The organism is Thiomicrorhabdus chilensis DSM 12352, from assembly GCF_000483485.1.
GTDB classification, from domain to species: domain Bacteria; phylum Pseudomonadota; class Gammaproteobacteria; order Thiomicrospirales; family Thiomicrospiraceae; genus Thiomicrorhabdus; species Thiomicrorhabdus chilensis.
This window is the reverse complement of the sequence record NZ_KI519609.1, coordinates 554,031-580,621: the sequence shown is the minus strand read 5'-3', so window position 1 is coordinate 580,621 and position 26,591 is coordinate 554,031. Positions and strand designations below refer to the sequence as shown.

Annotated in this window: 15 protein-coding genes; 7 read left to right on the top strand and 8 right to left on the bottom strand. The window is 46.2% G+C overall.

Annotated elements, in window-relative coordinates:
• Nucleotides 1-41 precede the first annotated feature (41 nt).
• The 3 genes from B076_RS0102730 to gspD are packed head-to-tail and all read right to left on the bottom strand — an operon-like array spanning nt 42 to nt 4,898.
• On the bottom strand, nt 42-1,265 hold the full coding sequence (locus tag B076_RS0102730) for a type II secretion system F family protein (RefSeq protein WP_028485949.1): 1,224 nt from the start codon (nt 1,263-1,265) through the stop codon (nt 42-44).
• Between the two features lie 37 nt (nt 1,266-1,302).
• Nucleotides 1,303-2,778 (bottom strand): type II secretion system ATPase GspE, encoded by a 1,476-nt coding sequence (gene gspE / locus B076_RS0102725; RefSeq protein ID WP_028485948.1) that lies wholly within the window; start codon nt 2,776-2,778, stop codon nt 1,303-1,305.
• Nucleotides 2,775-4,898: a type II secretion system secretin GspD gene (gspD, locus tag B076_RS11935; RefSeq protein ID WP_245566303.1), complete on the bottom strand. Its 2,124-nt coding sequence runs from the start codon at nt 4,896-4,898 to the stop codon at nt 2,775-2,777. The genes gspE and gspD overlap by 4 nt, the downstream gene beginning before the upstream one ends.
• Before the next feature lie 1,449 nt (nt 4,899-6,347).
• Between gspD and B076_RS0102710 the strand changes: the two genes are divergently transcribed.
• The 7 genes from B076_RS0102710 to B076_RS0102675 all read left to right on the top strand — a co-directional run bounded on the left by B076_RS0102710 (nt 6,348) and on the right by B076_RS0102675 (nt 20,572).
• Nucleotides 6,348-7,649: a multicopper oxidase domain-containing protein gene (locus B076_RS0102710; protein ID WP_211230175.1), complete on the top strand. Its 1,302-nt coding sequence runs from the start codon at nt 6,348-6,350 to the stop codon at nt 7,647-7,649.
• Between the two features lie 10 nt (nt 7,650-7,659).
• Nucleotides 7,660-8,976, top strand: coding sequence for a multicopper oxidase domain-containing protein (locus tag B076_RS11930; protein ID WP_051347137.1), 1,317 nt, complete (start codon nt 7,660-7,662; stop codon nt 8,974-8,976).
• 97 nt (nt 8,977-9,073) lie between these two features.
• Complete coding sequence (locus B076_RS0102700; RefSeq protein ID WP_028485946.1) at nt 9,074-16,660, top strand: Ig-like domain-containing protein; 7,587 nt, start codon at nt 9,074-9,076, stop codon at nt 16,658-16,660.
• A 112-nt stretch (nt 16,661-16,772) separates the two neighbouring features.
• A complete protein-coding gene (locus B076_RS13240; RefSeq protein WP_157753494.1) occupies nt 16,773-17,327 on the top strand; it encodes a hypothetical protein in 555 nt (184 codons plus the stop codon).
• Between the two features lie 11 nt (nt 17,328-17,338).
• The gene (locus B076_RS0102690) at nt 17,339-18,124 is read left to right on the top strand and encodes a LolA family protein (protein ID WP_038150368.1); all 786 of its coding nucleotides are present in this window, start codon (nt 17,339-17,341) and stop codon (nt 18,122-18,124) included.
• Between the two features lie 121 nt (nt 18,125-18,245).
• The gene (locus B076_RS11920; protein ID WP_051347135.1) at nt 18,246-18,962 is read left to right on the top strand and encodes an SCO family protein; all 717 of its coding nucleotides are present in this window, start codon (nt 18,246-18,248) and stop codon (nt 18,960-18,962) included.
• Nucleotides 18,963-19,042: 80 nt separating this feature from the next.
• The gene (locus B076_RS0102675; protein ID WP_157753493.1) at nt 19,043-20,572 is read left to right on the top strand and encodes a c-type cytochrome; all 1,530 of its coding nucleotides are present in this window, start codon (nt 19,043-19,045) and stop codon (nt 20,570-20,572) included.
• A gap of 494 nt (nt 20,573-21,066) precedes the next feature.
• Here the strand turns inward: B076_RS0102675 and gspC are convergent, their stop codons facing one another.
• The 5 genes from gspC to B076_RS0102650 all read right to left on the bottom strand — a co-directional run bounded on the left by gspC (nt 21,067) and on the right by B076_RS0102650 (nt 26,575).
• Nucleotides 21,067-21,954 (bottom strand): type II secretion system protein GspC, encoded by an 888-nt coding sequence (gspC, locus tag B076_RS0102670; protein WP_084205688.1) that lies wholly within the window; start codon nt 21,952-21,954, stop codon nt 21,067-21,069.
• A 275-nt stretch (nt 21,955-22,229) separates the two neighbouring features.
• A complete protein-coding gene (glnT, locus tag B076_RS0102665; RefSeq protein ID WP_028485941.1) occupies nt 22,230-23,591 on the bottom strand; it encodes a type III glutamate--ammonia ligase in 1,362 nt (453 codons plus the stop codon).
• Nucleotides 23,592-23,606: 15 nt separating this feature from the next.
• Nucleotides 23,607-24,380, bottom strand: a complete 774-nt coding sequence (locus B076_RS0102660; RefSeq protein ID WP_028485940.1) for a creatininase family protein — start codon at nt 24,378-24,380, stop codon at nt 23,607-23,609.
• 180 nt (nt 24,381-24,560) lie between these two features.
• On the bottom strand, nt 24,561-25,538 hold the full coding sequence (locus B076_RS0102655) for an ABC transporter substrate-binding protein (RefSeq protein WP_028485939.1): 978 nt from the start codon (nt 25,536-25,538) through the stop codon (nt 24,561-24,563).
• 182 nt (nt 25,539-25,720) lie between these two features.
• The gene (locus B076_RS0102650; RefSeq protein ID WP_028485938.1) at nt 25,721-26,575 is read right to left on the bottom strand and encodes a DMT family transporter; all 855 of its coding nucleotides are present in this window, start codon (nt 26,573-26,575) and stop codon (nt 25,721-25,723) included.
• Between the last annotated feature and the right edge of the window lie 16 nt (nt 26,576-26,591).

The following is a 26,591-nucleotide window of genomic DNA, read 5'->3' as shown; positions in this document are numbered from 1 at the left end:
GGGTCAGCCGCTGCATATTTCCCAAAAACAGCTGCCAAGCCCTAACCTACCATCTGGTTCATTTCAAAGATCGGCATCATGATGGCCAACACAATCGTCAGCACCACGCCCCCCATGATAATAATCAGCATCGGCTCGAGAACACTCACCAGGGTACTGGCGGCGTTCTCAACGGCCTGTTCGTAATGCACCGCCCCTTTGAGCAACATGTTGTCCAATTCACCGCCGCCCTCTCCAGTCTGTACCAGATTGAGCAGCAAAAGCGGGAAGAAGCCCGCTTGTTGCATCGCCACACTGATTTTTTTACCTTCCTTGACTTGCACCACCATCTTTTCGACCGCCTGTTTCATCGGATCGAGATTCATGACTTCCGCCGAAATCTTCAAAGCATCGGTCGCCGTGACCCCGCTGGACAAGAGCATACCCACGGTTCGCGACCAACGGGCGGTGGCCGAATAGATCACAAAACGTTTGACCGCAGGCAAGCGCATAAGTAACTGGTGCACTTTATAACGCCACTTGGGTTGTTTCATCAATATTTTGAACCCCAGCCAAATCAATACTAACAGCGCCAGCAACCAGCCCCATTGAGCCTGAATGAATTCGCTGACACTGAGCAAACCCTGAGTCAGCGGCGGCAGGGTCTGATTCATATTGTCAAAGACGCCGACTACTTTGGGCACCACAAACATCATCAAAAAGAACACGATGATGACCGCCACCACCACCATCAAGATCGGATAGATCAGGGCGGTTTTCATCTTTTTATTGAGCTGGTCTCGCTGCTCAATCGCATCCGCCAAACGCGACAAGACCTTATCCAAATGGCCACTTTCCTCACCGGCACGAATGGTGGCGACAAAATCCTGACCGACACGGTAGTTCGATTTTTCCAAAGCTTGCGCCAAAGAGTAACCTTCGGAAACCCGGCTATGCAAATTCGCTAGAAAGCGCTGCATCAGTTTGGATTCGGCCTGTTGGGAAATCGATTGCAGCGCCTGCGTCAACGGCGTGCCCGCATCCAACAAGGTAAACAGTTGACGAGTCGCTAAGGCCAAATCAGAAGTTTGAATTTTCGGCGCGAAGAAGGACTGTACTGATGCGCCTTTAGAAGTGCTCTTTTTCTGCTCAATGGATTTCAGCTCCACCGGAGTCAAATTCTGTTCACGCAGCATTTGACGAACCTGACGCTCAGAATCCCCCTCCATCAGGCCTTTCTTCATCTGCCCCGTCGGGGTCATCGCTTTGTATTCAAATGCAGCCATGGGCGATTTCTATCTCTCTATCTGTCTTCAAAAAGAGTTAATTCTGGGTAACTCGCAAGACTTCTTCCAGAGAGGTCTCGCCTGCCAGAACCTTTTGCAATCCACTCTGTACAAGAGATTTTGAATCCTTATGAACATAACGCTCAATCTCCAATTCGGATTCATCCTCATGAATCATCTGACGTACCTTTTCATCGACCATGACCAACTCATACAATCCCATACGTCCCTGGTAGCCTGTGTGCTGACAGTAATCGCAACCGACATGCTGGTAAATCAAGGCCTGATCAACCCCTAAGGTTTCGCATTCCGCCGCATCGGCATGATGCTCCTGCTTGCAGTGCGGGCACAATTTTCTGACCAAACGCTGAGCCAGAACACCAATCAAGCTTGATGATAGCAAAAATGGCTCAATCCCCATATCACGCAAACGGGTGATGGCTCCTACAGCCGTATTGGTATGTAAGGTAGACAAAACCAAGTGTCCGGTCAATGACGCCTGAACCGCGATTTCTGCAGTCTCGATATCTCGAATCTCACCAATCATCACCACGTCCGGATCTTGACGTAAAATTGCTCTAAGTCCCTTCGCAAATGTCATATTGGCTTTGCTGTTGACCTGTGTCTGGCTGATGCCATCAATATTGTATTCCACCGGGTCTTCGACCGTCATAATGTTACGCTGGGTATCATTCAAACGACTTAAACCTGCATACAGCGTCGTGGTTTTACCAGAACCGGTGGGCCCCGTTACTAGAAAAATTCCGTGCGGCTTATTCAGTAACTTCTGAATGCCGGCATAAATCGGTTCCGCAAGGCCTAATTCATTCAGGTTCAGACGACCTGCGCTTTTATCAAGCAATCGTAACACCACCCTTTCGCCAAAACTGGACGGTATAGTGGAGACACGCAAATCGACCGCACGCCCCCCTAGCTTTAGGGCAATACGTCCGTCTTGCGGCAGGCGTTTTTCGGCGATATCCAAACGTGCCATAACTTTTATACGAGACACCAACATGCTGCCGATACCTGGCTTGGGGGCCAACATCGTGCTTAAACGTCCGTCGATGCGGAAACGGATGCGCAGCTGGGTCTCAAACGGTTCGATATGTATGTCAGAAGCATTGGCACGAATCGCCTCCGCCAAAATCGCATTAAGCAATTTTATCACGGGAGCGTCATCGGCACTGTTAAGCAAATCTTCGGGCTCACCTAACTCAGCGACCACACTGGCCAAATCCTCACTTTCAAACTCATCGAATGTCTCAATAGAACTCTGGCCGCTACCGGCATAGGCTGTCTGGATTTTACGCTCGAACGTCTGTTCGTCTAACTGTTGAAAAACAATTCCACTTTGCTCAACTTTCTCTACCTGCTCAATTTTACGCTGCAACTCCAATAAAGCCGAGGTCGGGGTTTTCTGAGTATAAAACACCCCCACTTTACCGTCTTCCAAGGGCGTCATTACAACTTCATTGGTGCGTGCAAACGCGAAAGCCAGCTCGGTATTCATAAATCTCTCTCAAGCAACGGATCAAAATCCGATGTTTGTTTTTCACCCGAGTCTAGCTTTGCTTTATCATCCGTTTTTGTTTCCACTTTCGGTTGAAAAGGCGTGGCTTGTTCTTGTTTTTTCCACTGCTCTATCGTTGGCAATCTGGGACGCAAACCTTCCAATAACTGCCCCTCTGGTTTATGCAACATCTCGTCTTGTTGCTCATACACATAGTTGTACTTTTTATTACTGTAGTAATCGCTCATTTCATTATTTCTGATAATGACAGGACGCAAAAAAACCATTAAATTCACTTTTTCACGTGTATCCTCTGAAGAACTAAACAAACCGCCAATTCCTGGTAAATCGCCAAGCCCCGGCACTTTGGATCTTGAACGTGACTCTTTTTCATTTATTAAGCCACCAAGTACAACCATATTGCCATCACCGACAATTACCCGGGTTTTGATTTGTCGTTTAGAGGTCTGAATATCAACCGCCTGTCCCTTATCAATAACATCAGAGACTTCCTGATCAATCTCCAAATAGACCTCATTCCCCTCATTAATTTGCGGCTTTACTTTGAGTTTCAATCCAACATTTTTACGCTCAATGGTAGTGAAGGGATTCGTAACCGTTGTAGTCGTACTGGCGTAAGAGCCTGTTTGAAAAGGGACCTCCCTACCTACCAAAATTTCAGCTTCTTCATTGTCCAACGTCAAAATAGACGGTGTCGCTAAGATATTGGAATAAGAACTCGTGTTTAAAGCACGCAATAAGGCCCCCCAACCAGTTCCATCAGAACTAATATCACCGCCACCCAAAGTAATACCTCGACCAATAATTTGTGACTGGGCAAGGGCGTTACCAGCATTACCAATAAGGGCTGGAATTGCACCAGAAAAATTCACTATGCCCGCAGCACCGGTGCCGCTCAAACCCCATTCGACCCCAAGTTCTGCAGCTTTATCCGCTGAAATCTCAACAAAAATGGCTTCAATCAGTACCTGAGCTCGGCGGATATCGAGCTGTTTGATGACACGCTTCAATCCGTTCAAAACATTGGTTGGCGCACTAATAATCAGCGCGTTCATCCGTTCATCCGCTTCAATACTGATCTGACTGTCGATCTCTTTCTGATCCTGAACAGCAATAGAGACAGCATTGTTTTCAGTGTTGTTTGGCGTGGCTTCAGTCACCGCACTTGGTGTATTGCCACCTTTTTCTGGTTCTGTAGTCTGGAAAATTCTATTCCCTGCTACTTTTTTTAGAACCTCAACCATATCCGCCGCCTTGGCGTAACGTAAATAAACGACCTGCGCGCCTCCTTCTGCATCAACCGGCTGGTCTAAATCCGCCACTAAAGCACGAATCATCATACGCTTCAGTTCATCACCACTTAAAATCAGACGATTGCTACGTTCATCAAAACCGACATTAACATCCACCCCGGATTGACCTTTTGGGATTACAGATTTCAGAGTTTTCGACAAGTCCACAACAGAAGTATGCTTGACTGGGATGACTTCAAAGGCACCGGCCACGTCGACATCCACTCGTTTTAAGATACTCTTGATTCGCTTAATATTTGAGACCGTATCCGTAACAATCAACTTATTGCTTTCCGCCAGGGCGACTAAATGCCCTTCTCTCGCAACCAATGGTCGCAAGACGGCTACCAACTTACTGGCATTAACATGTTGAATAGAGATCACTTCCGTAATCCACTGCTCATAAAGTTCACTGCTGGTACGGTAAGGTATTTGATCTCGTGCCAAATTACTTGGAACCACTTTAATTATGCCATCGCCAGGAACCGCAACATAGCCGTGTACATTCAATACCGCCAACAAGGAATCATATAGTGCTTCTGGCTCCATCCCTTCTGGAGCAATAAAGGTGACCTTACCTTTTACCCTGGGATCGATAATAAAGTTTTTGCCGGTGATTTTGGCGACTGATTCAATCACTGTCGTGATATCCGCCTGTTTGAAATTTTGCTTCAACCCTCCCTCTGCTTTCAACTGCGAAGAGAACACTAATGCAAATAAGAAGGCCATACTCACTATCCAACTCAATGAGCTTGAAGCTTTCACCTGCGCAGTTTTTGTTTTCGAGAGATGTGGAAAAAACGCCATATAACTTCCTTAGTTATCTATCTGAACAGACATACGGAATTCTTGTCCGTCACATTTTACAATCAATTTTAAGCAACTTCTGTGTAACAACTCCTGCCATCCGATCAATAGCACAGAATTTTTTTCCGGAAGCACTTGCTAGCTGAAATCCCACATACTAGATCAACAATGCTAATAGAAACAAATAAACAAGAGGCCGAAAATTTCTGAATGTTATTGACACTCAAATCTACAAAAAATTCGGTATTCCACTATCAAAGCAACTGATGACATTATATAGCCTAATAACAATTATTCCAGCAGGCCACCTATTTTGTACAAAACATTAAACATAAATGTAAAAAAAGAATAAAGATAATAAAATGCCAGGGTGATTCAATTAACGTTGTATTGGCAATTGAATTTAATGGCGGCCCTCTTTGTACTCCACAAATTTGTATTAAACAGCCAAATTAAACAGGCAATGAACGTAAGAACCTGAATCCGTTAACCAATTGCTACGACGACAAATGCTCCGCTCAATCCGCCACCATCAGACCCGTTGGCGATATTGATTACCACTGCATTGTACCCCCAGTACTCCCAAGCCAAAGAAGAACATCAAGCTTTTTTTTGCCTCCCACACTTCTCATCAGCGTAATCCTAAAGGTTAACCGCAGGTTGCGCACCCAGTTTTTCGACATCATCTAGCCAGCAAACGGGCGAACAAATAAATCCGGTGCCACAGTTAGATTGTGCCTGCATTTTCTTCTCTAGGCTCAGGACAGTAGAAATAAGTCACAAAGTAGCTTGACCTCTTCCTGCTGGCTCACTCTATCGATCAGCATAGCGACTTGATTCGTCGGCGACTGAAAAAGCGGCAGTGATTTGATGTTTAAACTCAATTTCAATATGTACACATTTGTCTCTTCTTGAACCATCTACACTTATCGCTTACGACAATTCATCACCCAAATTCAGTGCACAGGATTATTTAAATATCTCAAGAAATCCCTTAAAACAAAGGGGAAACGTCCAAAAAAAGAAGATAAGTCTTTGATTATATTTAAAATTTACAACAATCAATATAGATTATTTTGATTATGTTTATCAAATACTTAGAGATAGAATCAAACTTAACAAGATTAAAGCAAGTCATGGTAACCAAAGCTTAAAAAACTAGAAAGAATTTTGTCCTTCAAATTACAAAGTTCATTTTCCATCCAATTTGGCTAAATTTACGACTAATTGAACTGCGGATTTTTTCTATTAGAAAATTAAACTTTATCCTACCTAATGACCGATACATCTTTATAACGAAATAAATTTAAATTAACCAAAATTACGACTACAAATGCCAAATACCAAAAAAGACATACCCCCCTTACAGATCTATTTTATATAGTTTCGCCTCAATCAATCTGGCAGTAAGGGATTTAAACAAATCAATTTCTAGCCAAGGAGATCGAAATGAAACTTCAACGAAATATATCGATGAACTCTGTGATCAACTTGAGCTCGACAATCTTCTTACTGCTATTCATAACACTCGGTGTAAGTGCACAGGAAAGCAGCATCAACGTACAGTGCCCTAAAGGGACAGGAACTCTCATCCACCCTGGAGCAAACAACCCGGGTATTAAATGCATGCATCTTGCCGCCGGCGACGGAATGGTAACCATGGCCGACAATTACCAGAATACTGGTGCTGGTAAACCGATGTATGTCTTCAGCTTTGCCGAACTCCCCCTTCCCGGAGTAGACGGTGCACCAACAGAAAATAGCGGTGACTACCCAGGCTGGGTGATGGATCAAGGGATGTTGGCAGCGAACGCGCCAGCACCAACGATTGCGATTGATGAAGATGACGAGCTCTTTTTGTCTATGACCAATGTCGGCATGGCGATGCGACCCGACCTATTTGACCCGCACACCATTCACTGGCACGGGTTTGCTGAAGCTTCTGCACTTTTTGATGGTGTACCGGATGCTTCAATATCAATCAATATGGGGGCAACCTTAACTTACTACTACCAGGCCAAGGATGCCGGAACCTATATGTACCACTGTCACGTGGAAGCGGCTGAACACATGCAGATGGGCATGTTAGGGAACTTGTTCGTAAGACCTCGCCAGAATCGTTGCGACACAATTAACGATTCTTCGATACCGGGTGGCATTTGTCCAGATGGGCACATCAGCGGTGTCAGTACTTATGCCTACAATGATGGCGACGGATCAACCCGTTACGATGTGGAGTACCCTATCCAGATTGGTTCTTTTGACCCCGACTTCCATGATGCCAGCTTCAATGTACAACCTCTGCCTTTTGCTGGCATGCGTGATCGTTACTTTTTATTGAATGGCCGAGGATACCCGGACACGGTAAATCCCAATGCGCTCAGCACGGTAGACCCCCTTGGCAATACTCAAGTTTCCCAACCCATCTCTAGCCTGATCTCCGCATCTCCCGGTCAGCGCATTCTACTCAGAATATCAAATCTAAGCGTGACTCAATTCTACACAATCGGAACCAGTGGCCTGACGATGAACGTGGTAGGACTTGATGCTCGATTATTACGCGATGGTGCCGGAAACAACATGAATTATCAAACGAATTCATTAACCCTTGGCGGTGGTCAATCTGCAGATGTCATCATCACAACTCCAGCGACTGCTGGAACCTATTTCCTTTACACCAAGAATCTTGATCAACTCGCCAACGATGCAGAAAATTTCGGCGGCATGATGACCGAGATACGGATCAATTAGGAGAACGGCAATGACTATTTTCAAGAAAAGCATTAGTAATAGGAAATTACCCGATTTCTTCTCAGCCATTGTTGTATTGGTGCTATCTGTAACCTTATTGGCCCCAGCCACAGTGCGCGCCATGATCATTGGTGAAACCGGAAGTCATTTCAACCTAACCGCTAGCGAAGGTTATATCTCAATTGCAGATGGTGGTTCAATATACTCTTGGGGTTACAGCAATAACGGAACCATGCAACTTCCTGGCCCAACACTAATCGTAGACCAAGGGACCACAGTAACGATTACTCTCAATAACAACTTGCCTGCAGCGGCTGGAAACACATCGATTGTATTTCCGGGTCATCAGGTCACAACCAGCTCTGGTGTTGCTGGCCAAATAACCCAGGAAGCACCCGTTGGTGGATCGGTTACCTACAGTTTTGTCGCCAATACGCCAGGAACCTATCAATACCACAGCGGCACTCGACCAGACCTTCAAATTGAGATGGGATTATATGGCGCTATTATCGTCCGGCCGTCCTCACCAGCCGTGGGGTGTAGTGTAGCTTCTGCTTACGATCACCCAAAAACTTGCTACGACCGTGAATATTTATACCTTCTGAGTGAAATCGACATAGATATTCATGAAGCAGCCCAACAGCAGGCAACAGGACCAGGGCCAATTGATGTTGGATCGGGACCATTTCATCCAGAATACTGGCTATTAAACGGACGAGCCGCACCTGACACTATGGCTTCTGCTGGCACGAGTTTACTACCAAACCAACCCTATAATGCGATGACTCGCATGCATCCTGGTGAAAAAATACTGTTGCGTGTAGTCGGAGCTGGACGAGACATGCATCCATTCCACACCCACGGAAACCACTCCCAAGTACTTGCTCGAGATGGTCGTTTGCTATTAAGCGCAACAGATTCAAGCCAGCTTGCAGGTCCATTACTGTTTACTATCCCTGCCGCGCCTGGCGGAACGGTTGATGCCATCTTTGGATGGACAGGAAAAGATCTTGGTTGGGATATTTATGGTCACAAGCCATCCGATCCAATGGAAGAACACGAATGGGCCCCAGACCACGGCAAACCGATCCCCGTTGAATTACCCAGCTTAAGTTCAATGGCGTTCGGTGGTTTCTACAGCGGAAGTCCTTTCCTTGGCGCAATGGGAAGTTTGCCCCCGGGAGAAGGCGGCCTTAACCCCAATGCTGGTTATGCATATATGTGGCACTCACATACTGAACGTGAAATGGTAAACAACGACGTATTTCCAGGTGGAATGATGACCATGCTAATCATAGAAGCGCCTAGCGTGGTTATAACCGAATAAAAGACTGAAATAAAAAAATACAATTTAATCAGTCACAAAAGCACATTCTGAGCACTACCTAATCGAATAGGTAACTCTCAATTGAGGAGAGAGAGCAATGAAACAGGCAATGCACAAAAATTCAAAACAGGACTCTACATTAGAACCAAATGTCAGCAATGGCCATAATCTACTACTGAGAGTAAAATTGTTAATCCTTGCTACGGTGATTTTAATCGCAACCGGATTTAGTGGCACTTCATCAGCAATTGATGTTTATCTGCAGGCACAACCCTTCGAGAAGACCTTGAAGAACAACACAACTGTTCCTATGTGGGGGTATCAATGGTGTAGACAAGGCTTTGTTAACTGCGGCCAAGCTGCAGCCACGCAAGACGCACCCGGACCTCAACTTAACCCTTACACAATAAACTTTGGTGTTCAACCAAACGAATCTGGCGCAACACTCTACGACCAGGGAAACCCCGGCGTCACAATTACAGGCCTGCTAGGTAATGGTAATCCAGCTGCAAGTGTTCGTCGCACAAGACAGGGGATTGGTGTGGCAAATGCCAACATAGGCACCAACCAGACTGCCGTCTTCGATTTTGATAACGCGATTATTCCCAAAAGGTTTTCACTATGGAGCGCAGGGGGGAATTCCAACACCTCTTTAGAAGTGACCCTTGATGGAAATCTCGTTACAGCCGCACCCATTCACGAACCGCTACCATCATTACCCACAACACACGAAAATGCAGGTGGCACCCATGGTTGGATTACCTATCAGATAGATGGAACACCAACGGGAACAACGCTAGCAATCAAAAATACGACTAGTGGCGCACCTTTCCGCGTTAAAGAAATTACTGCCGTTCCCGTAGTTGCACCTTCAACCGGTCCAAACCTTACTGTTCACCTCAGAAACGCTCTACGCACGCCAACCTCTATTATCATTCCTGGCCAAGCCAACGGTGGTAACCCGGTAATGGCCATGGACTCTTTGGGAAGAAGTCGTGTACAGTCATTCACAACTGAAGTGGCTGCTAGAGGCGATATCCAAACCTATAATTTCACTAATTTACGTCCAGGAACCTATCTCTATCAGAGCGGTACTCATCCATCGATTCAAGTACCAATGGGGCTTTATGGAGCACTGGTAGTTGATGCTGGCGCAGGTAATGCCTACCCAGGTATAGCCCCCGATACTGATGCCATATTATTATTAAGCGAAATAGACCCTATACAAAACCTACGTGCCGATGCCGCATTAACAGCAACTTTAGGCGCTCCTGGAATGGAGTGTGTTCCGTTAGCAGACTACATTGCCAATGCTACTGTTGGATATCCTTGTACCGTTGATTACAATCCTATCTATAGACTCGTAAATGGAGCCATTTCTCCCGAGGCTGCAATGGCTGCCGGTCGGCCAGGTGATAATGTACTGTTTCGTTTTCTCAATGCAGGCTTGCGCTCACATACTCCAGCGATTATTGGGCCAGATATGGGCTTAATCGCGGAAGACGGTAACCCTTATCCAGGACTTATAAAACAGCAAAGTCACGCACTGTTACCAGCGGGTAAAACGCTTGACGTTCTCGTAGCCATGCCTAACCAAGACGTGACCTTCTCACTCTTCGATCGAACATCACCGAGCAATAGCGGCATCAGTGCACCTGGTGGTACAGAAGACAATCCTGACGCGCTACCTGCTGGCGGAATACTCGTTCAGTTACAGGTAGGTACAGGTACTCCTCCTGCACCTATTGCGACCACTTACGCTGTTGACGATGTATACAATGTGGTCGAAGACACTCCGCTAAATGCGACGAGTGTCTTAGGCAACGATGTCATGCTATCTAATGCAACAGTAGCCATGATAAGCAGTCCATCCAACGGTACAATCAATTTAAATAGTAATGGTACCTTTACTTACACTCCAAATGAAAATTACTCAGGGCCAGATGGCTTCACTTACAGTGCGAGCACAAGTGATGGAAACAGTTATCCAGCCCAAGTCACTCTAAATGTGTCCTTTGTTAATGATGCGCCAATGGCTTCGGTAGATGGGCCTTACACCAACTCTACAGGAACAACAATAACCGTTGCAGCTGCTGCAGGCGTGCTTGGCAACGATGCCGACCCCGATGGAGATACGCTAACAGCAGTACTTGATGGCACACCACCTGCCGGGCTCACACTCAATGCTGATGGTTCCTTTACCTACACGGGTAATGCACAAGGCACTCCTGCAACCTTCTCATACTTTGCTTTTGATGGTTCATTACAAAGTGATAGCGATCCAAACTCGACTGGAAATCAGCCAACAACGGTTACCTTAAACTTTAATCCTGTCGCCAACATTGCTCTAAGTGTACAAGATCCTGATGGTGTTGCACTTACAGATTACCGCTGGTTGGTACAAGAAGATGCAACCTTCCACCACGATCCAAATGCTCCCGATGCTCTTATTAATCAACAGTCGCTTAATTTCCATAAAAGCTATATGCCAATAGTGGCACAAGGTAGCGGAGCAGGAGAGTTTTCAGAGGTCGCACTTGACCCAAGTAAACACTATTACGTATCCGTTTTACCCGACGATGGAGCCAATGTTAATGGGCACTCAATTGGTGGTGCACAAATCCCTCCGGGTTCTAGTGCCGTTACTGTATATGTAAATAAACAACCCATACCCACTGCTCAAATCAGCGTATTGGTATTTAATGACAACTTCCCAACTAATGGTGCTCCAGATGCCAATGAACCTGGCTTAGAGGGGTTTCAGATTATTCTTGAAGATGCAGGTGGGCGTTACGGCATGTCTGGCGGCACCATGAGCCAAGATGCCTTTGGCACTCCGCTAAAAAACTGGCTGCCTTGTGCTCCTGCAGCGGCTACAGGCATCATTGTGACTTGCCCTGATGGTAGTGCATTAATTAAAGACCTACCTCCTGGAAAATATGGGGTAATTGCAGTTAAACCTTCTGGCGGCCCAGACTGGGTACAGACCTCAACCATTGAAGGCTCAAAAGTTATCGATGCTTGGGTAAAAGCGAACGAACCTGAATTTTTTCTAGAGTTTGGGGGACAAATGCAACATGCATTTATTGGTTTCGTTGACCCTGAGACAACACAGCCACCGGTCTCCGGAAGCAACAGCATCAGTGGTCAGGTTACTCTTCTTCATGACCCCCGTCCACCCGGAGTTTTAGGCTCTGTCGAAACCGGATCTTACGATGCGCTTGGATTTACTCGAGCGTGGGTTGGACTAAATGATAATTCAGGCGACGGTGCCAATATTCGTACCGTACATGCTGAACCAGACGGCAGTTTTATGCTCGATGGCATCCCCAATGGTAATTATCAACTTGTTGTTTGGGACGATTATCTAGACCAGATTATTGCTTATCAATTGGTTGATGTCGTTGACAGCAATGTTGAACTGAGTGCCCCCATTGCAGTAAATGCTTGGTTCACCCGTACTGAACATAATGTATTCATGGATATGAATGAAAACGGTATTCTCGATAATGGTGAATCACCACTGTCTGAACAGGCCATCAACCTTCGCTGGCGTGATGGTACCGTCAACCAGTCATTTCCAACGGATCTAGAAGGATATGTGTCTTTCGACCAAACATTCCCATTCTTTTCATGGCAAGTGTTAGAGGTTGACTACACTCGTTTTAAAGCGACGGGCATGACTGCCACTGTTGATGGGGGTGGTGACGTTAACCTTCCTGACAATCCATATCCAGGCCTGCTAAATCCACAAGTGCAAGCAAATGGTGAATTATCACGCACCGAAACAGGCCCCGTTTTAACTCAGGCTTTCCAAGGTTTTCCTGGCCAAACCAGTGTCTTCAATTGGGGTAAAAAACCCTATGAGGTTGGCGAAAACGGCGGTATTTCGGGAATCGTCTTTTACGGCTCAACCCGTGGTGAAAATGATCCTCGTCTAACGGTTGGAGATCCTTGGGAACCTGGTATTCCAGGTGTCAAAGTTCGACTTTATCGTGAAGTCCCTAGAGAAGCGCCATTCAATATTGCCGTTTCAAACGCAAGCTTTGAAGAGCCCATTTTAACCAATGGTAGTTCCTTAAATAGCAACCCCTTGCCTGCTTGGATTAAAATCGGTTCAGGTCGAATCTTTAATCCATACAATAATGCAAATGTTGCCGAAGGGACCAATATGTATCAATTCCAAGGCGATGGTAGCATTCAACAAATGCTCGGTGAAGTATTGAAGGAAGGTTCTTACAACCTCAGTGTAGCTGTAGGTGATCAAGGATCTAACTCCATTACAATTGCAGACTACCAAGTACAGCTTGGGGTTATGCAGGGAAGCACATTTGTGTTGCTTGCCGAAGATAATGACAGCTTGAGTCCAGACCAAGAGTACTTGACTTCGACAGTGACTTATACGGCGACAGCAGAAGATCCTAGCCTAGGGCTTCCACTGGTCATTAGACTTGTTGCCTCCAATACTTCATCTAGTGCCTGGGTACTGTTCGATGACGTACGCCTGGAATTAACGACGGATTCTGCTTTAACATTAGTTGCAGAAACGACCACCGACAGTTGGGATAGATCTCTACCTGAAGGTTGCCCTGGTGAAGATCCTCAGTCTGAGTTCGCCATTCAAACACTTGGTGTTGCAAATATTGACAAATGCTACGATGGCTTCCGTAACTGGAACCAAGCAAGACCTGGGGTATTTGATGGTGGCTATGCCTTCAACGACATACCTGCAGGTAGTTACGTGGTAGAAATTGTACCTCCCCCTGGTTATGAACTGATTAAAGAAGAAGACGTCAACGTTGGTTTTGGTGATATTTTCTCAACCGTTTCAGTCTCTCCTCCAGCGGGTGGACCAGGGGTATTTACCTTCCCTGATGCAGCCACTGTTGCAGCGGCATTAGCTCCAGAGCCAGGCATCGCTCAACCCCCTTGTGTGGGTGATTTGCGCGAGGTTCCTGAAATCATGAGCTTATTCCCGAATGCTGCAGAACCTGCTCCATTTGCCACGGCACTAAGACCATTGTGTAACCGTAAAAAAGTCACCCTTTCTGACCAGGGTCAAGCGGCGGCAGACTTCCATCTATTTACGACAACGCCCGTTGCAGCGCAGTTTACAGGCCTGATAACAGACGATATTTCCAACGAAAGTAATCCAGCTTCGCCAGGTTTTGGTGAAAAATGGAGCCCTGCTAATCTGCCCGTTTCACTGCGCGACTGGACAGGACGTGAAGTATACCGCTCTTATGGTGACTCTTTCGGTCGATACAATGGGCTTTTACCATCAACATACACCGCAAACATACCAATCCCTAGTGGTTACTCCCCTGCGATGTTAATTGCCTGTATGAATGATGGTGGTGATGGTCAATCAGACCCGCTCAAATTATCCACCTATGGTACGGCGTGTTACACGGCACAATTCATGCCTGGGGCAACAACCTATCTAGATACCCCAGTATTACCAAAAGCGGCATTTGCTGGAGGTTTCAACCCTGTAGATTGTGCGGCTGTCAAAGGAACGCCAGTCATTACTTCAGTTAGCAACGCGACATCAGGAGCTTTTGGACCACTTGTCGCTCCAGGTGAAACGATTGCGATTCGTTCAGCAGGAACGGCCGCAGAAGTTCCCAATCCAACCTATGAGGGTCCATTTGCCACAGCTCCTTACAATGAACCCACTGTTCTGAGAGATCTAAGCTTCGGTTCTGGAACAGGTAGCGTAGAACTTATTGATGCAAACGGCATCAAACACGCTTTATCTATACAAGCATGGGGACCTGATGAAATCCGCGCTGTTGCACCTGCAACACCCATGACAGGTGAACTTTTAGTTACTCGCGGTGACAGCGGAAACGCATCTATCAATAGCGTTACCGTTACGGTTGACACTGAAACGCCTATCCGTGTTGCCGCCGGAGATTCAATACAAGCAGCGATTGACTCGGCAACTAATGGCGCTCTGATTTTGGTTGAACCTGGTAACTACAATGAGTTTGTCATTATGTCGAAACCCGTTCGCCTGCAAGGTTCTGGTTCTGATACGATTATCAATGCAATCCAGCGTCCTACAGAGAAGTTACAGGCCTGGTCTGATAAAGTTAATGAACTTGTAAACAGTGGTATCGTTGACTTATTACCAGGACAACTTGCTGGCCTACCAACCGAACGCGGTGCTGGTATCACGGTACTCGCAAAACGTAATGGCCCGAACCGATTTGTTATTCACCCTGCACGTATTGATGGATTCACCATCACAGATGCAGACAGTGGTGGTGGTATATTTGTCAACGGCTATGCCCACAAACTAGAGATCTCTAACAATAACATAACCGGTAACTCTGGATTCTTGCACGGCGGTATCCGTGTCGGCCATCCATTCTTGCCCAATGTAGATCAGCAAGCCAATGCCAACGGTATCATTGCGTTTAATAGAAATCTGAATATCCACAATAACGCAATCACTCTAAATGGTGCTATAGGTGAACAAAGTATCGGTGGTGGGCTTGCGCTCGCAACGGGTAGTTACAACTATACGGTAGCAAACAACTTTATCTGTGGTAACTATGCCAGTGGTGACGGTGCCGGTATCGCACACTTAGGTCAGAGTCATTCTGGCATGATTGAGCACAACCAGATTCTATTTAACCAGTCGTTTGATCCGACTGCGAATCCATCTGGTGGTGGTATCTTTATTGGTGGTGAACCATCAGAACCGCCAGCACTTTCACTCGGAACGGGGAATGTCAAAGTCAACGGCAACCTAATCCAAGGGAACCAGGCTGGTAGTGGGCACGGTGGTGGTATTCGTACCCAATTTGTCAATGGTAGCGAAATCGGATTCACTCAAACCAACAACAAATCTAGGAAACCTTGGTTATTGCGATTTACCAACAACATCATTGTCAACAATGTAGCCGGTTACTCGGGTGGAGGAATCTCTCTACAAGACACTGTACGAGCCGTTATCAATAACAATACGATTGCTAACAACGACAGTACAGCAACGGTGGGTGGCCTTATTGTAGGAGGCGCAACAGCACCTCAACCAGCGGGTATTTCTGCTGAACGTTACAGTCTATCCTTAGCAGCGGCACTCAATGAAACGAATGGGTTCTCAAACCCATTGCAATTGATTAATAACATCATCTGGCACAACAGAGCCTTCTCTTTTGATGGTTCCGTTTTACAACCAGTTCTAACTCCAACTTCAGCTGGAAACTGCCCAACAGGAGCTAACTATTGGGATATTGGTGTTCTGGGTGAACCGCAAGTTCCTTTGGCTGGTGACCTAAAACTTAATCCAAGAAGATCCATCCTAACCACGCTTGCGGGAGGTTATCACCGTTCAAACCTTACAGGAAATCCAGACTTTATATCTGAATACTGTAATGGAGATAGAACTTTGAGTACCCCTGGACCAATACGTTTAACGCCAGCCTTTGGTGAAGGCGGCAATATGTTAGATATTCGTTTTGGCCCGCTAACCCAAGAAGCTGCAACACCATGGGCATCTACACCAACTATCTGGAATTACCACATTGGTGCTGCCTCAGCAGGCTTGAATAACGCCCAACGAATTCAAAACTTGAACGGTACAAAACCTCGTTCAGCACTCGACTTTGACGGTGACACCAGACCACAAGGTGCTCGATTTGATCGTGGTGCCGACGAGAGAGCGTTGTAATGAGGTGAGCCATAACATCTAGTGAAAAGGTTAAAAGCAATCATACGGTTTGCGGAGTATTCTGCAAACCGTGATGCTTCAGCCCCAATAAGTAGAAAACGAGGTAAGCAGAATGCAACAACATTTTAAGATAACAAAAAGGCCTCTTAACGAAAACAAGCCGCTATTAAGAAGTCGTTTTATAAAGCTATTGTGCAGTCTTCTTCTGCTCCCCATCTGCGGAACGTCTGTTGCAGAGTCAGGATTTTCTGTTGCAAATACTAGCGACTCTATTATGGCAAGCATATCTACACAAAAGGTAGCAACCCACCCTCGTGAAAAAACCTACATGAAACGTCAATGGGGCGTCGAAATCCTTTATGTACGCACCACCGCAGCGGGTTACATGCTTGAATTCCGTTACAAGGTTCTCGATCCAGACAAAGCTAAACCGCTGTTTGAACGCCAAACTAAACCACAACTGACGCACATTGAAAGCGGCTCAACATTCATCGTACCCACTCCAGCCAAAACGGGTGCACTACGAAACTCCGATCCACCACTGGCTAACCACACCTATTGGATGTTCTTTGCCAACCCTGGCCAGTTAATCAAGCCAGGTGCACACGTCAATATTCAAATTGGTGAATTTATTGCCAAGCAACTCACCGTGCAAGAAGACTCTTGAGGAGAATTCTAATGTCAAAAAAATTACCCTTTCTTACAATCATCGTCCTATTTGGGCTAACGGCACTCTATTTCTCTCCCTACTATTATTTTTCAACAGAGCAAAAAGCGGATCGTGAAGTCGCTAAACTTGTCGACCAAAACATTGAAGCGCGCGGTGGTGAAAAAAAATGGGATGCGGTATCTTCTCTGCAACTCCAAGGCCGCATGGATGTTGGCCAAGGTATGAATCTGCCCTACACTCTTGAGCAAAAACGCCCAGACAAAATGCGTCTTGAATTCGTTTTTGATGGCGAAACAGCCATACAGGCCTTTGACGGTACAACAGGTTGGAAACTATTGCCCTTCTTAGGGCGAAGAAACCCTGAACCCATGAGCGAAAACGAATTGCGCATAGCGGCAGACACTTCTGAGCTCTATGGGCTACTTTACGACTACAAGACACGTGGACATAAAATAGAACTTCTCGGTAAAGAAAAGGTTGCCGACACAGACACATTTAAACTTAAAGTTACCTTATCGAGTGGTGATGTACGTTGGATTTATCTTGATAGTGAAACGTCGCTCGAAGTTAAAGTCGAAGGTCTGCGTGAGGTAGGAACAAGAAAGTTACGAGTTGAGACCTTTTACCATGACTGGAAAGATATGGAGGGATTATTAATCGCAGGCCGTCAGGAAACACAGACTGAGGGCGATCAACAATCTCACTTCCTGACTGTCGAGAACCTTCAGGTCAACCCTAAACTTGACGATAATCATTTCGCAATGCCCTCCATAAACATGGCTTCTGTAAGGTAGTGAAGACAGTCCAAATTGAGAGTGTTGACAAGATTCCAAACTCGAGTCCGTGACGACTAGCCAGTAACCTTTGATGTGTTAGTCGATGGGACAATTAATCATAAGCTTTGAGGATAAGTCCATGAATAACCCATACACCAAGCAGAATTCAAAGCGTAAAGCCCTATTAAGATCACGCTGGCATGGAGGCCTGGGAGCTTGCATAATCTTCATATTGACAAGCACCATTCCGGTCTGGAGCAGTGAGGTGAGTGAACACTCGCAACATCACCAACACATGAACCATCATAGCAATCATATGGGGATGGACGAACATGCAGCACACCGTGCAGCAATGGAAAACCCAAGCTACTCAGTCACAACACAACAATATAAAGTGCCTGAAGTGACGTTGATCGACGAATTTAATTCAAATGTATCACTGAATAGCCTACTTGACGCGGACGACCCAATTGCCCTCAACTTCATTTTCACAACTTGCAATACGATTTGCCCGGTCATGACCGCAACCTTTGCTCAAATGCAAAAGCAGTTGGGCGAATCCGGATCAAATCTCAAGTTAATTTCCATTTCAATCGATCCAGAATATGACAGGCCCAAGGTTCTCAACAAGTACGCAAAACTTTTTAATGCGGGCTCGAATTGGACTTTCCTCACTGGTGACAGCAAAGATATTTCTCGGGTACTCAACAATTTTGATGCCCTCAGCGGTTCAAAAATGAATCACAGACCATTAACACTCCTTAAACACCCCACAAGCACCCAATGGATTCGCATAGACGGACTCGCCAGCAGTACGGATTTAGCAAAAGAAATCACCACGAGACTACTAAATTGAGGATCAATATTCGCTCATCATTGAGTGTCAGCTTCAGTGCACTCATTGCCGTCACCCTTCTTGGGAGCGGCTTACTTCATATGTCTTTTCCAGCCTCCGTTGAAGGTCTAGAACGAATAGAAGATGGGCAGCGCATTTACAGACAGGGGATTCGCCCTTCCGGCGATCCCATAACGGCCATTGTTACTGGAGATGTCAGTGTATCCGGCAGCCAATTTAGCTGTCATAACTGCCATGGTCGAAGCGGTATGGGAACTTCCGAAGGCTCCTACCAAGTTCTCCCTATTGCAGGCCGCTTCCTTTTCTCTGACTCCATTCAACCTCCGCGTCCAGCCTATGATGAGCAAAGCTTTGCAAGAGCCCTTCGCACTGGAATAAATCCTGCAGGTCGCAAACTTGATCCATTGATGCCTCGTTATAAATTTTCCGACGATGAAGTAACCGCTCTTGCATCTTATTTACAAAAATTATCCAGCACACCTCCTCCAGGGGTAGATGACAAGGTGATTCGATTAGCTACGGTAATCACTGACGAAGTTGATGAACATAAGCGCGATGCATTTCTCTCAGTGCTACAAACTTATGTTGATGAAAAAAATAGACAGACACGTCTGGAGAGTCTGCGCTGGAATCGAGGAAAAACGCCTGCAAGCAAGTTACCTACTTTATATCGAGAATGGATGCTCGATATCTGGAACCTTAAGGGACCAAGTTCCAGCTGGAGCAAACAGCTAGAAAACAGATATAAAAACAACCCCGTTTTTGCCATGATGAGCGGATTAAACTCAGGTTCCTGGAGACCGATTGGCCGCTTCTGCGAACGACATAATATACCCTGCCTATTCCCGTCTACTGACCTAGCCGATGCTGATCCGACAGACTTTTATACTCATTATTTCTCGCAAGGTCTCGACCTTGAAGCAAGTCTAATCGCCGAACACCTCGCTACACACCCCATATCACAAGTCGTCCAAATATACTGCACAGAGGCATCCGAAATAGCAGCAAATAATCTGCGCTCAACATTCCTACGAAAAAAAATGAGTGTAGAAAACCATCTTTTTTCTTGCAAAGACCCTCTTCCTTTAACAAAGTTAAAATTGCAGGAGTTTGATTCGTTGAAGACCGCTGTCATACTTTGGCTAAATCGTGAACAGCTTGCAAGGTTTAAGCATGTATTTCCCACCCAGCGACTCTACCTTTCCTCAACGCTGCTAGAGCGCAATCTAGTTAATCTACCTATTTCAACATCCAAAAAAACATTAATAGCTCACCCCTATTATTTACCCGGTCAACCTGACTCCGCAATGGAACGCTTCAAAGTCTGGGCTCGAACACGTGACATCGACATTCGCTACCCCCGAATTCAATCTGAGGCTTTCTTTGCCTGCTTTGCAACCAATGACGCACTCTACCATGTACGGCGCTACCTATTGAGAGACTATATGCTTGATTCATTGGACCACGCTCAAGGACTCGCGGCCTATGTACCTGTCCACCCACGAGCCACCATTGGTCCAGATCAACGGTTTCTCACAAAAGGAGGCTACCTGCTAGAGCTTTTAGATGGTCGCACAGATACTGAAAATGCAACCTGGATTCTACCCTGAATACTCAATGATATACTCGCAATTTCCAAATTCATTGAGCCTGTATCAGAGCTAAAATGCTAGATACTTTTTGCGTCTTTGCATGCTGTTATGTTGATAATAAACATGATCCCCGTTGCGTTCTCAACTTTCAAACATTGTGCTTCGAGTTTTCTACAGCTTTCAATTGAAGAACGGAAAAGTATAAATGAGGAGCTGCCTCCAATATCCAAACCTATAAGGCAGAGAATTTTGCTTTCACACTTATGTGTTCATATTAGGAAGGGGAATCTCAATACTGATTCATTGATTATCTTTCAGGACAGAATAGGCAACCAACTTGTGGCCAGAACATGAGAGAAACAATGAATACCTTGCCATATTGGCTGGAACTTCCTGGATCACTTACTTAGTTTGAATTTATCATGGCCAATGGATACACGTGCTCAGCATGCCCAAAAGATATCACGATCATTCTTAATTCATTTCGTCATCGCTCGACGCAAAAAACCGAATCAATTCAAATCCACCGAAAGATCAACCATTCGCCCGTCACGCTCTACCGTGAGGTCGAACTGACTCTCATTCAAAAAGGCTTGCCAAAGGCTCGGTTCCTGCGCCATCTCTTCAATGGATCGCCCGTTCACCGATTTAAGCAAATCTCCTGCCTCAAAACCAATTGTCTTGAAAAGTTCTGGCTCTGATTTTGGCCAAACTTTTACCGCCACCCATTTACCATCTTTATTGATCGGTTGGAAACGGATGTATTTGGAAATACTGACCGGGTTGCTACGCAGATTCTCACCGATTTGTCTCAAGGTTGCCTTATGTTCCGGACTTATATCTGCAGAGCCTTGAGGTTCTTTTGTCGACGACCCCGCTTTCTCGAACAGATCCGAACCACCTTCTTCCATCATCAATTTCTCGCGTTTTCCGCGATTAAGGATAATAACCTGATCCGAATACACCTTAAGCAAGTCAACGCCTTTGAGGACCTCTTCACCTTCGCCTATCACCAGCGTCTCACCCGAGGACTCGATAATTGCCACACCCTTGCCTTCCGTCGCAATCGCCCCGACCAGTTTCAAGCGTAGACGACTGGCATCCACCTCGGAAGGCGACAAACCGTCATCAGCTAAATCTGCAGGCTGCGCCGAATTCACTTCAGGCTTACCGAAAAGCAAAAATTCCTCATCACGAACCTTTACCGCCTTTTGGGAAACAACAGAAATCTGAGGCAATGCGGGCTTCTCAACCACGTTCAATCGTGAAGTAGCAAGTACACCAACCTGCCATGCCAATAGCACCAGCATGAAATACGTCGTCCATTTTGCTAGAGAGGGGTTGTGTACAAACGCTTGAAGAGAGGAAACCAAATTGACCATAGAAGCAGACGGATTCATTATGCATAACCTTAAAGTAACTAATATTGTAAACTAGATATCATTCAAGCTCACCCCAAACTTGCTTATAGTTTTATGACAAAAACGTGATGAATGACAGAGAAATTCTCATTTACTTAGCTTAACCTAAAAACTCGCCTCTAACACAAATAAACAATAAAAATCCAAGCAGTCATTTAAAAACAAACTCGGAATGCCTACCGACATAAGAAACTAAAACTCAAAAAAAAGCGGCCATAAAGGCCGCTTTTCAGCAGTCGAAAGCTAAAGTGCTCTTAGAACATATGGCTGTATCTCTTGATCTCCCACTCAGAAATCGTCCGGTGATATTCTTCCCACTCCATGGTTTTGTACTTGACGAACTCGTCTTTAAGACCTTTACCCAGCACCTCTTCGACAAACGGATCGCTGTCGAACGCTTCAACCGCTTCCGCAAGGTTCTGAGGCAGAAATTCAATTCCTTTCTCCGACAGCTGTTCTTCACTGTATTCATACAAGTTCTCTTCCTGAGGCTGGCCCGGATCCAACTTCTCGCGAATCCCCTGAAGTCCTGCCCCCAATACCAAGGCCGCTGCCAGATAGGGGTTGACCGCACCGTCGGCATTTCGGGACTCAAAACGTCCGCCGCCCATCGGCACCCTCACCGAGTTGGTTCGGTTATTGGAACCGAACGAATTAAACACCGGTGCCCAGGAAAACGTCGCCATGGCTCCCTGCCTGACCAATCGCTTATAACTGTTGACCGTTGGGGAGAAGACCGCACACAATGCCGGACCGTGCTTTAAAACCCCACCGATGAACTGATAACCCAACTCGGTCAAGCCCAAACCGCGTGGATCGTCTTTAGGATCACACTTAAAGACATTCTCACCGGTTTCTTTATCGAAAAGCGACATGTTGAAATGTGCGCCATTACCGGTCTTGTCGGCAAAAGGTTTCGGCATGAAGGTCGCCAGCAACCCTTCTTCCTGAGCATAATGCTTGGCCATGTAGCGGAAGAAGATAAAGCGATCGCACATGGTCAAGGCATCGCTGTACTGGAAGTCGAATTCATACTGCCCGTTGGCATCTTCATGATCCAACGAATACAGATCCCAGCCCAAATCGTTGATCGTGGTGGCCATTTTGTCCAGCCAGGTGAAACGGTTCATGAAACTGCGCACGTCATAGCATGGCTTGATCAACTTATCGTCTTTATCCGGCACCGACAGAGAACCATCTTCCTCCTCTTTGAGAACGAATAACTCACATTCAATCCCCAGGTTAAAACCAAAGCCCATCTCTTCGGCCTGTGCCAATACCTTTTTCAGAGCAACGCGCGTGTTAATCTCATAGGGCTCACCATGCAAGGTATTGTCCGCCGCCATCCAGGCAACTTCCGGCTGCCAAGGCAACTGAATCAGACTGTTCAAGTCCGGTATCGATGCAATTTCATCCTCATTGGGTTTCTGCCCCAAACCGTCCAAGGCATAACCAGTGTATAGTTCGGATCCCTTCACCATATGATCCAGATGCTCAATAGGTACAAACTTACCTTTAGGCACCCCATGAATATCCACATAGGCCCCAATACAGTACTTTACTCCTGAGGCTTGCAATTTTCTCTTTAAATCTTCTACATCAAATTGACTGTTCATATCACTCTTCCACTCTTAATTTTCATTATTAACTTTGTCGAAATAACCATGTGACAAAGGGGCCTCTTCACGCAGGCCTTTTTTCACCAACTCACTCAAATCCTCAACCATCCAGGCAAACAACTCTTCACCCTTTTCCGCGCTTGCCAAACTGGGCAGGCCTGTCACGCCATTGAGACTGGTGCGGTTCACCGGATGTGAAAACACACATTCTCGTGTACGATCCGGGTCGTCACTGTCATTCAAACGCTCCTCCCTGACCAGCTGAGGCGCAACCGCCATCATCAAAGATGTTTCGGCTTCATTGGCATGCCAGTCATCGGCATCCTCAAAATGCCTTTTTTTAACCCGCTCGCTGATCGTCGCCGAATTGACAATCGCCACCATAAAGCCGTCATGTTCGGCCCTCAACATCTCTAAAGCACAGCGTAATGGCGCAAAATTTGAGACATGGCTATTGAGGATAAATAAACGTTTGAAACCGGACGCATAAACCCAGTCGCCGATTTCCTTGACCACATCGATCAATGTCTTGGGCTGTAAGGCGATGGTGCCCGGCCATCGTTGAGAATGTCCGAGTGAGCAGCCGTAAGGCAAGGTCGGCAATAAAGCGACTTGAGTGTTTTGGGCGACTTGAAAGCCCAGCTGTTGTGCAATCTCGGAGTCCATGCCGCACCCCAAGTGCGGACCATGCTGTTCTGTTGCGCCGACTGGCAACAACGCAGCGTCCATGGAGGAGCCGGACAGATGCCCGATCTCCTCCCAAGTCATGTGATGCCATTGATTCATAGCGTTCTCCCCGCTCATCCTACTGAGCAATAAAATCAGGACACAGCCAATCCAACCTTAAATTGAGAGGTTCGGGCATGCACTGTTCTGTGGGGTTTATAGGAGTAAGCCGTCATGAGAACCATGACGACTGGATTAAAATTGACTGCAACTAAGCAATCATAGTTTACAAGAGAGTAATTACAGACCTTCTGTTAATGAAGGATCGATATAAGAATCAACATCTTGCGGTTCATCGTAAACCTTGTTATTGATGTTGAAATCATCCGAGATTTTGGTTGATCCGTAAAGTGACTTGAAGCCGTCCGCTTTCTTGAAATGCTTTTTCGCCTCTTCCAACGTCAGGATATTTGTTCCGTTGATAAATTTCTTATATTCATCGGCAGACAAACCAACACGAGAAGCCATAATGGAAACGGCATCGTCGGTCGTTTTAGGATCTTTTATATAATCCACAGCCTTATACCAAACCTTAGCCACCTTCTCCCATTCGTCACGATTATTAGCATAACTGCTCGGTGCAACCGCCAAGACATCGTAAATCAAACCAGGCTCATCCGCACTGGTGTAGATTGCAGTAGATCCGGGAACCAACTGCAACGCTGAACCAGAACTCGGCTGCCATGCGACAATCGCATCCACCTGACCTGAAGCCAAAACTTGCGGAGTTTCGCTGGTAGGTACATTCACCAACTCCACATCCGACTCAGTCAAACCATTCTTTTCCAAGGCATTCAACAACAGAAGGTGTCCGACAAATCCAACTTCAACGCCAACCTTCTTGCCTTTCAGGTCTTTAACCGAAGCGATGCCAGGACCACCAATCAACATGTCATTACCGTCACTGTAATCATTGATAATCGCCATGACACTCTTGGCACCGGTCGCACCGGTTACCAATGCATCCCCATTGGTCATGCCCACTGCATCCAACTGGCCGGCGGCAAACGCATCCATAGAAGCCACATAGTCAAACCACTCGAATTTGACGTCCACCCCTTCTTCCGCAAACCATTTCTTTTCAATGGCCACTTCCCAAGCCACCCAGCCAGGCCAGTCGCTGTATCCAATCTTCAAAGGTTCTGCATTTACAGACATCGCTTGAGCCGAAAGAAACAAACCCGCCAATGCACCCAATACTTTTTTGCTACCTAACATAACCGTACCTCCAAATAATTATTACGATTTATTAAATTAGTAATAATTAATAATCACGATGCGTACCATAAATAAATAAATGCCTTTAATTACAATTAGTTAATAATTAATTACGTCTTGGGTGATATTTTTATATGGGTATATTTCGTCTTTTTTGGTTCAAAAGTTCATTATGGTGCAAATTAACGGGCCTTTCTGGCCTCAATAAACGCCGCCAATAAAATCATAACGCCGCCCACCTTTTCCAAACTGCTCATGGTTTCCCCCAAAATCAAACTGGCGGAGATCACCGCCGTGACCAACTCCATGATGACAATGATCGAAGAGCGTCCGGCCTCAAGATGAGTCACCGCCCATTGGGTACCAAAGTTGGCGATCATCATCCAAATGGCCCCATAGGCAAACAGGGCCGTCCATGCCGTCCACCCCAACTCAAGATTCACAGACTGGCCCTGCAATGCAAGACCGAAAGAAGCCAATAGGAAAGCCCCCATAAACATCGATGCCAACTTGATCTTGACCGGTACCGCCTGCGTCAGCCTGAAAGCGATATTATTCATCGCAAACAAGAATCCGGAAAGCAACGCCAGACCATCAATCCACGAGGGCGGAGCAATGAAGGCATTCATGCCCCCTACAATTAGAAACGCACCGATAATCGACAAGCCCATTCCCAGCCACCGTATCCGATCAATAGGCTCCTTAAGAAAAATCCGTCCTCCCAGCACCCCCCATAACGGTACCAGATAAAACAACACCATCACCCGAATCACCTCCCCGTAAATCAAGGCGGTATTAAAGGCCAATTGGGCCCCTCCCCCCAAAAGTGCGATCAACAACAGCATGCGCCACGACGTTGGGATGTACTGACGCTGTGACCAAATCACCGGCAACATCATCACAAACATCAACAGGTACAAAAACAAAGTCAACGGCAGGCCGTCAAACCCCAGTTCATTGAGATATTTAAGAGGAAGCCAACTTAACCCCCATAAAATGGAGGCCGCGAAAAGCACCGAAACCGCTACGGTTTGCATAAAATCTATCCTTAAA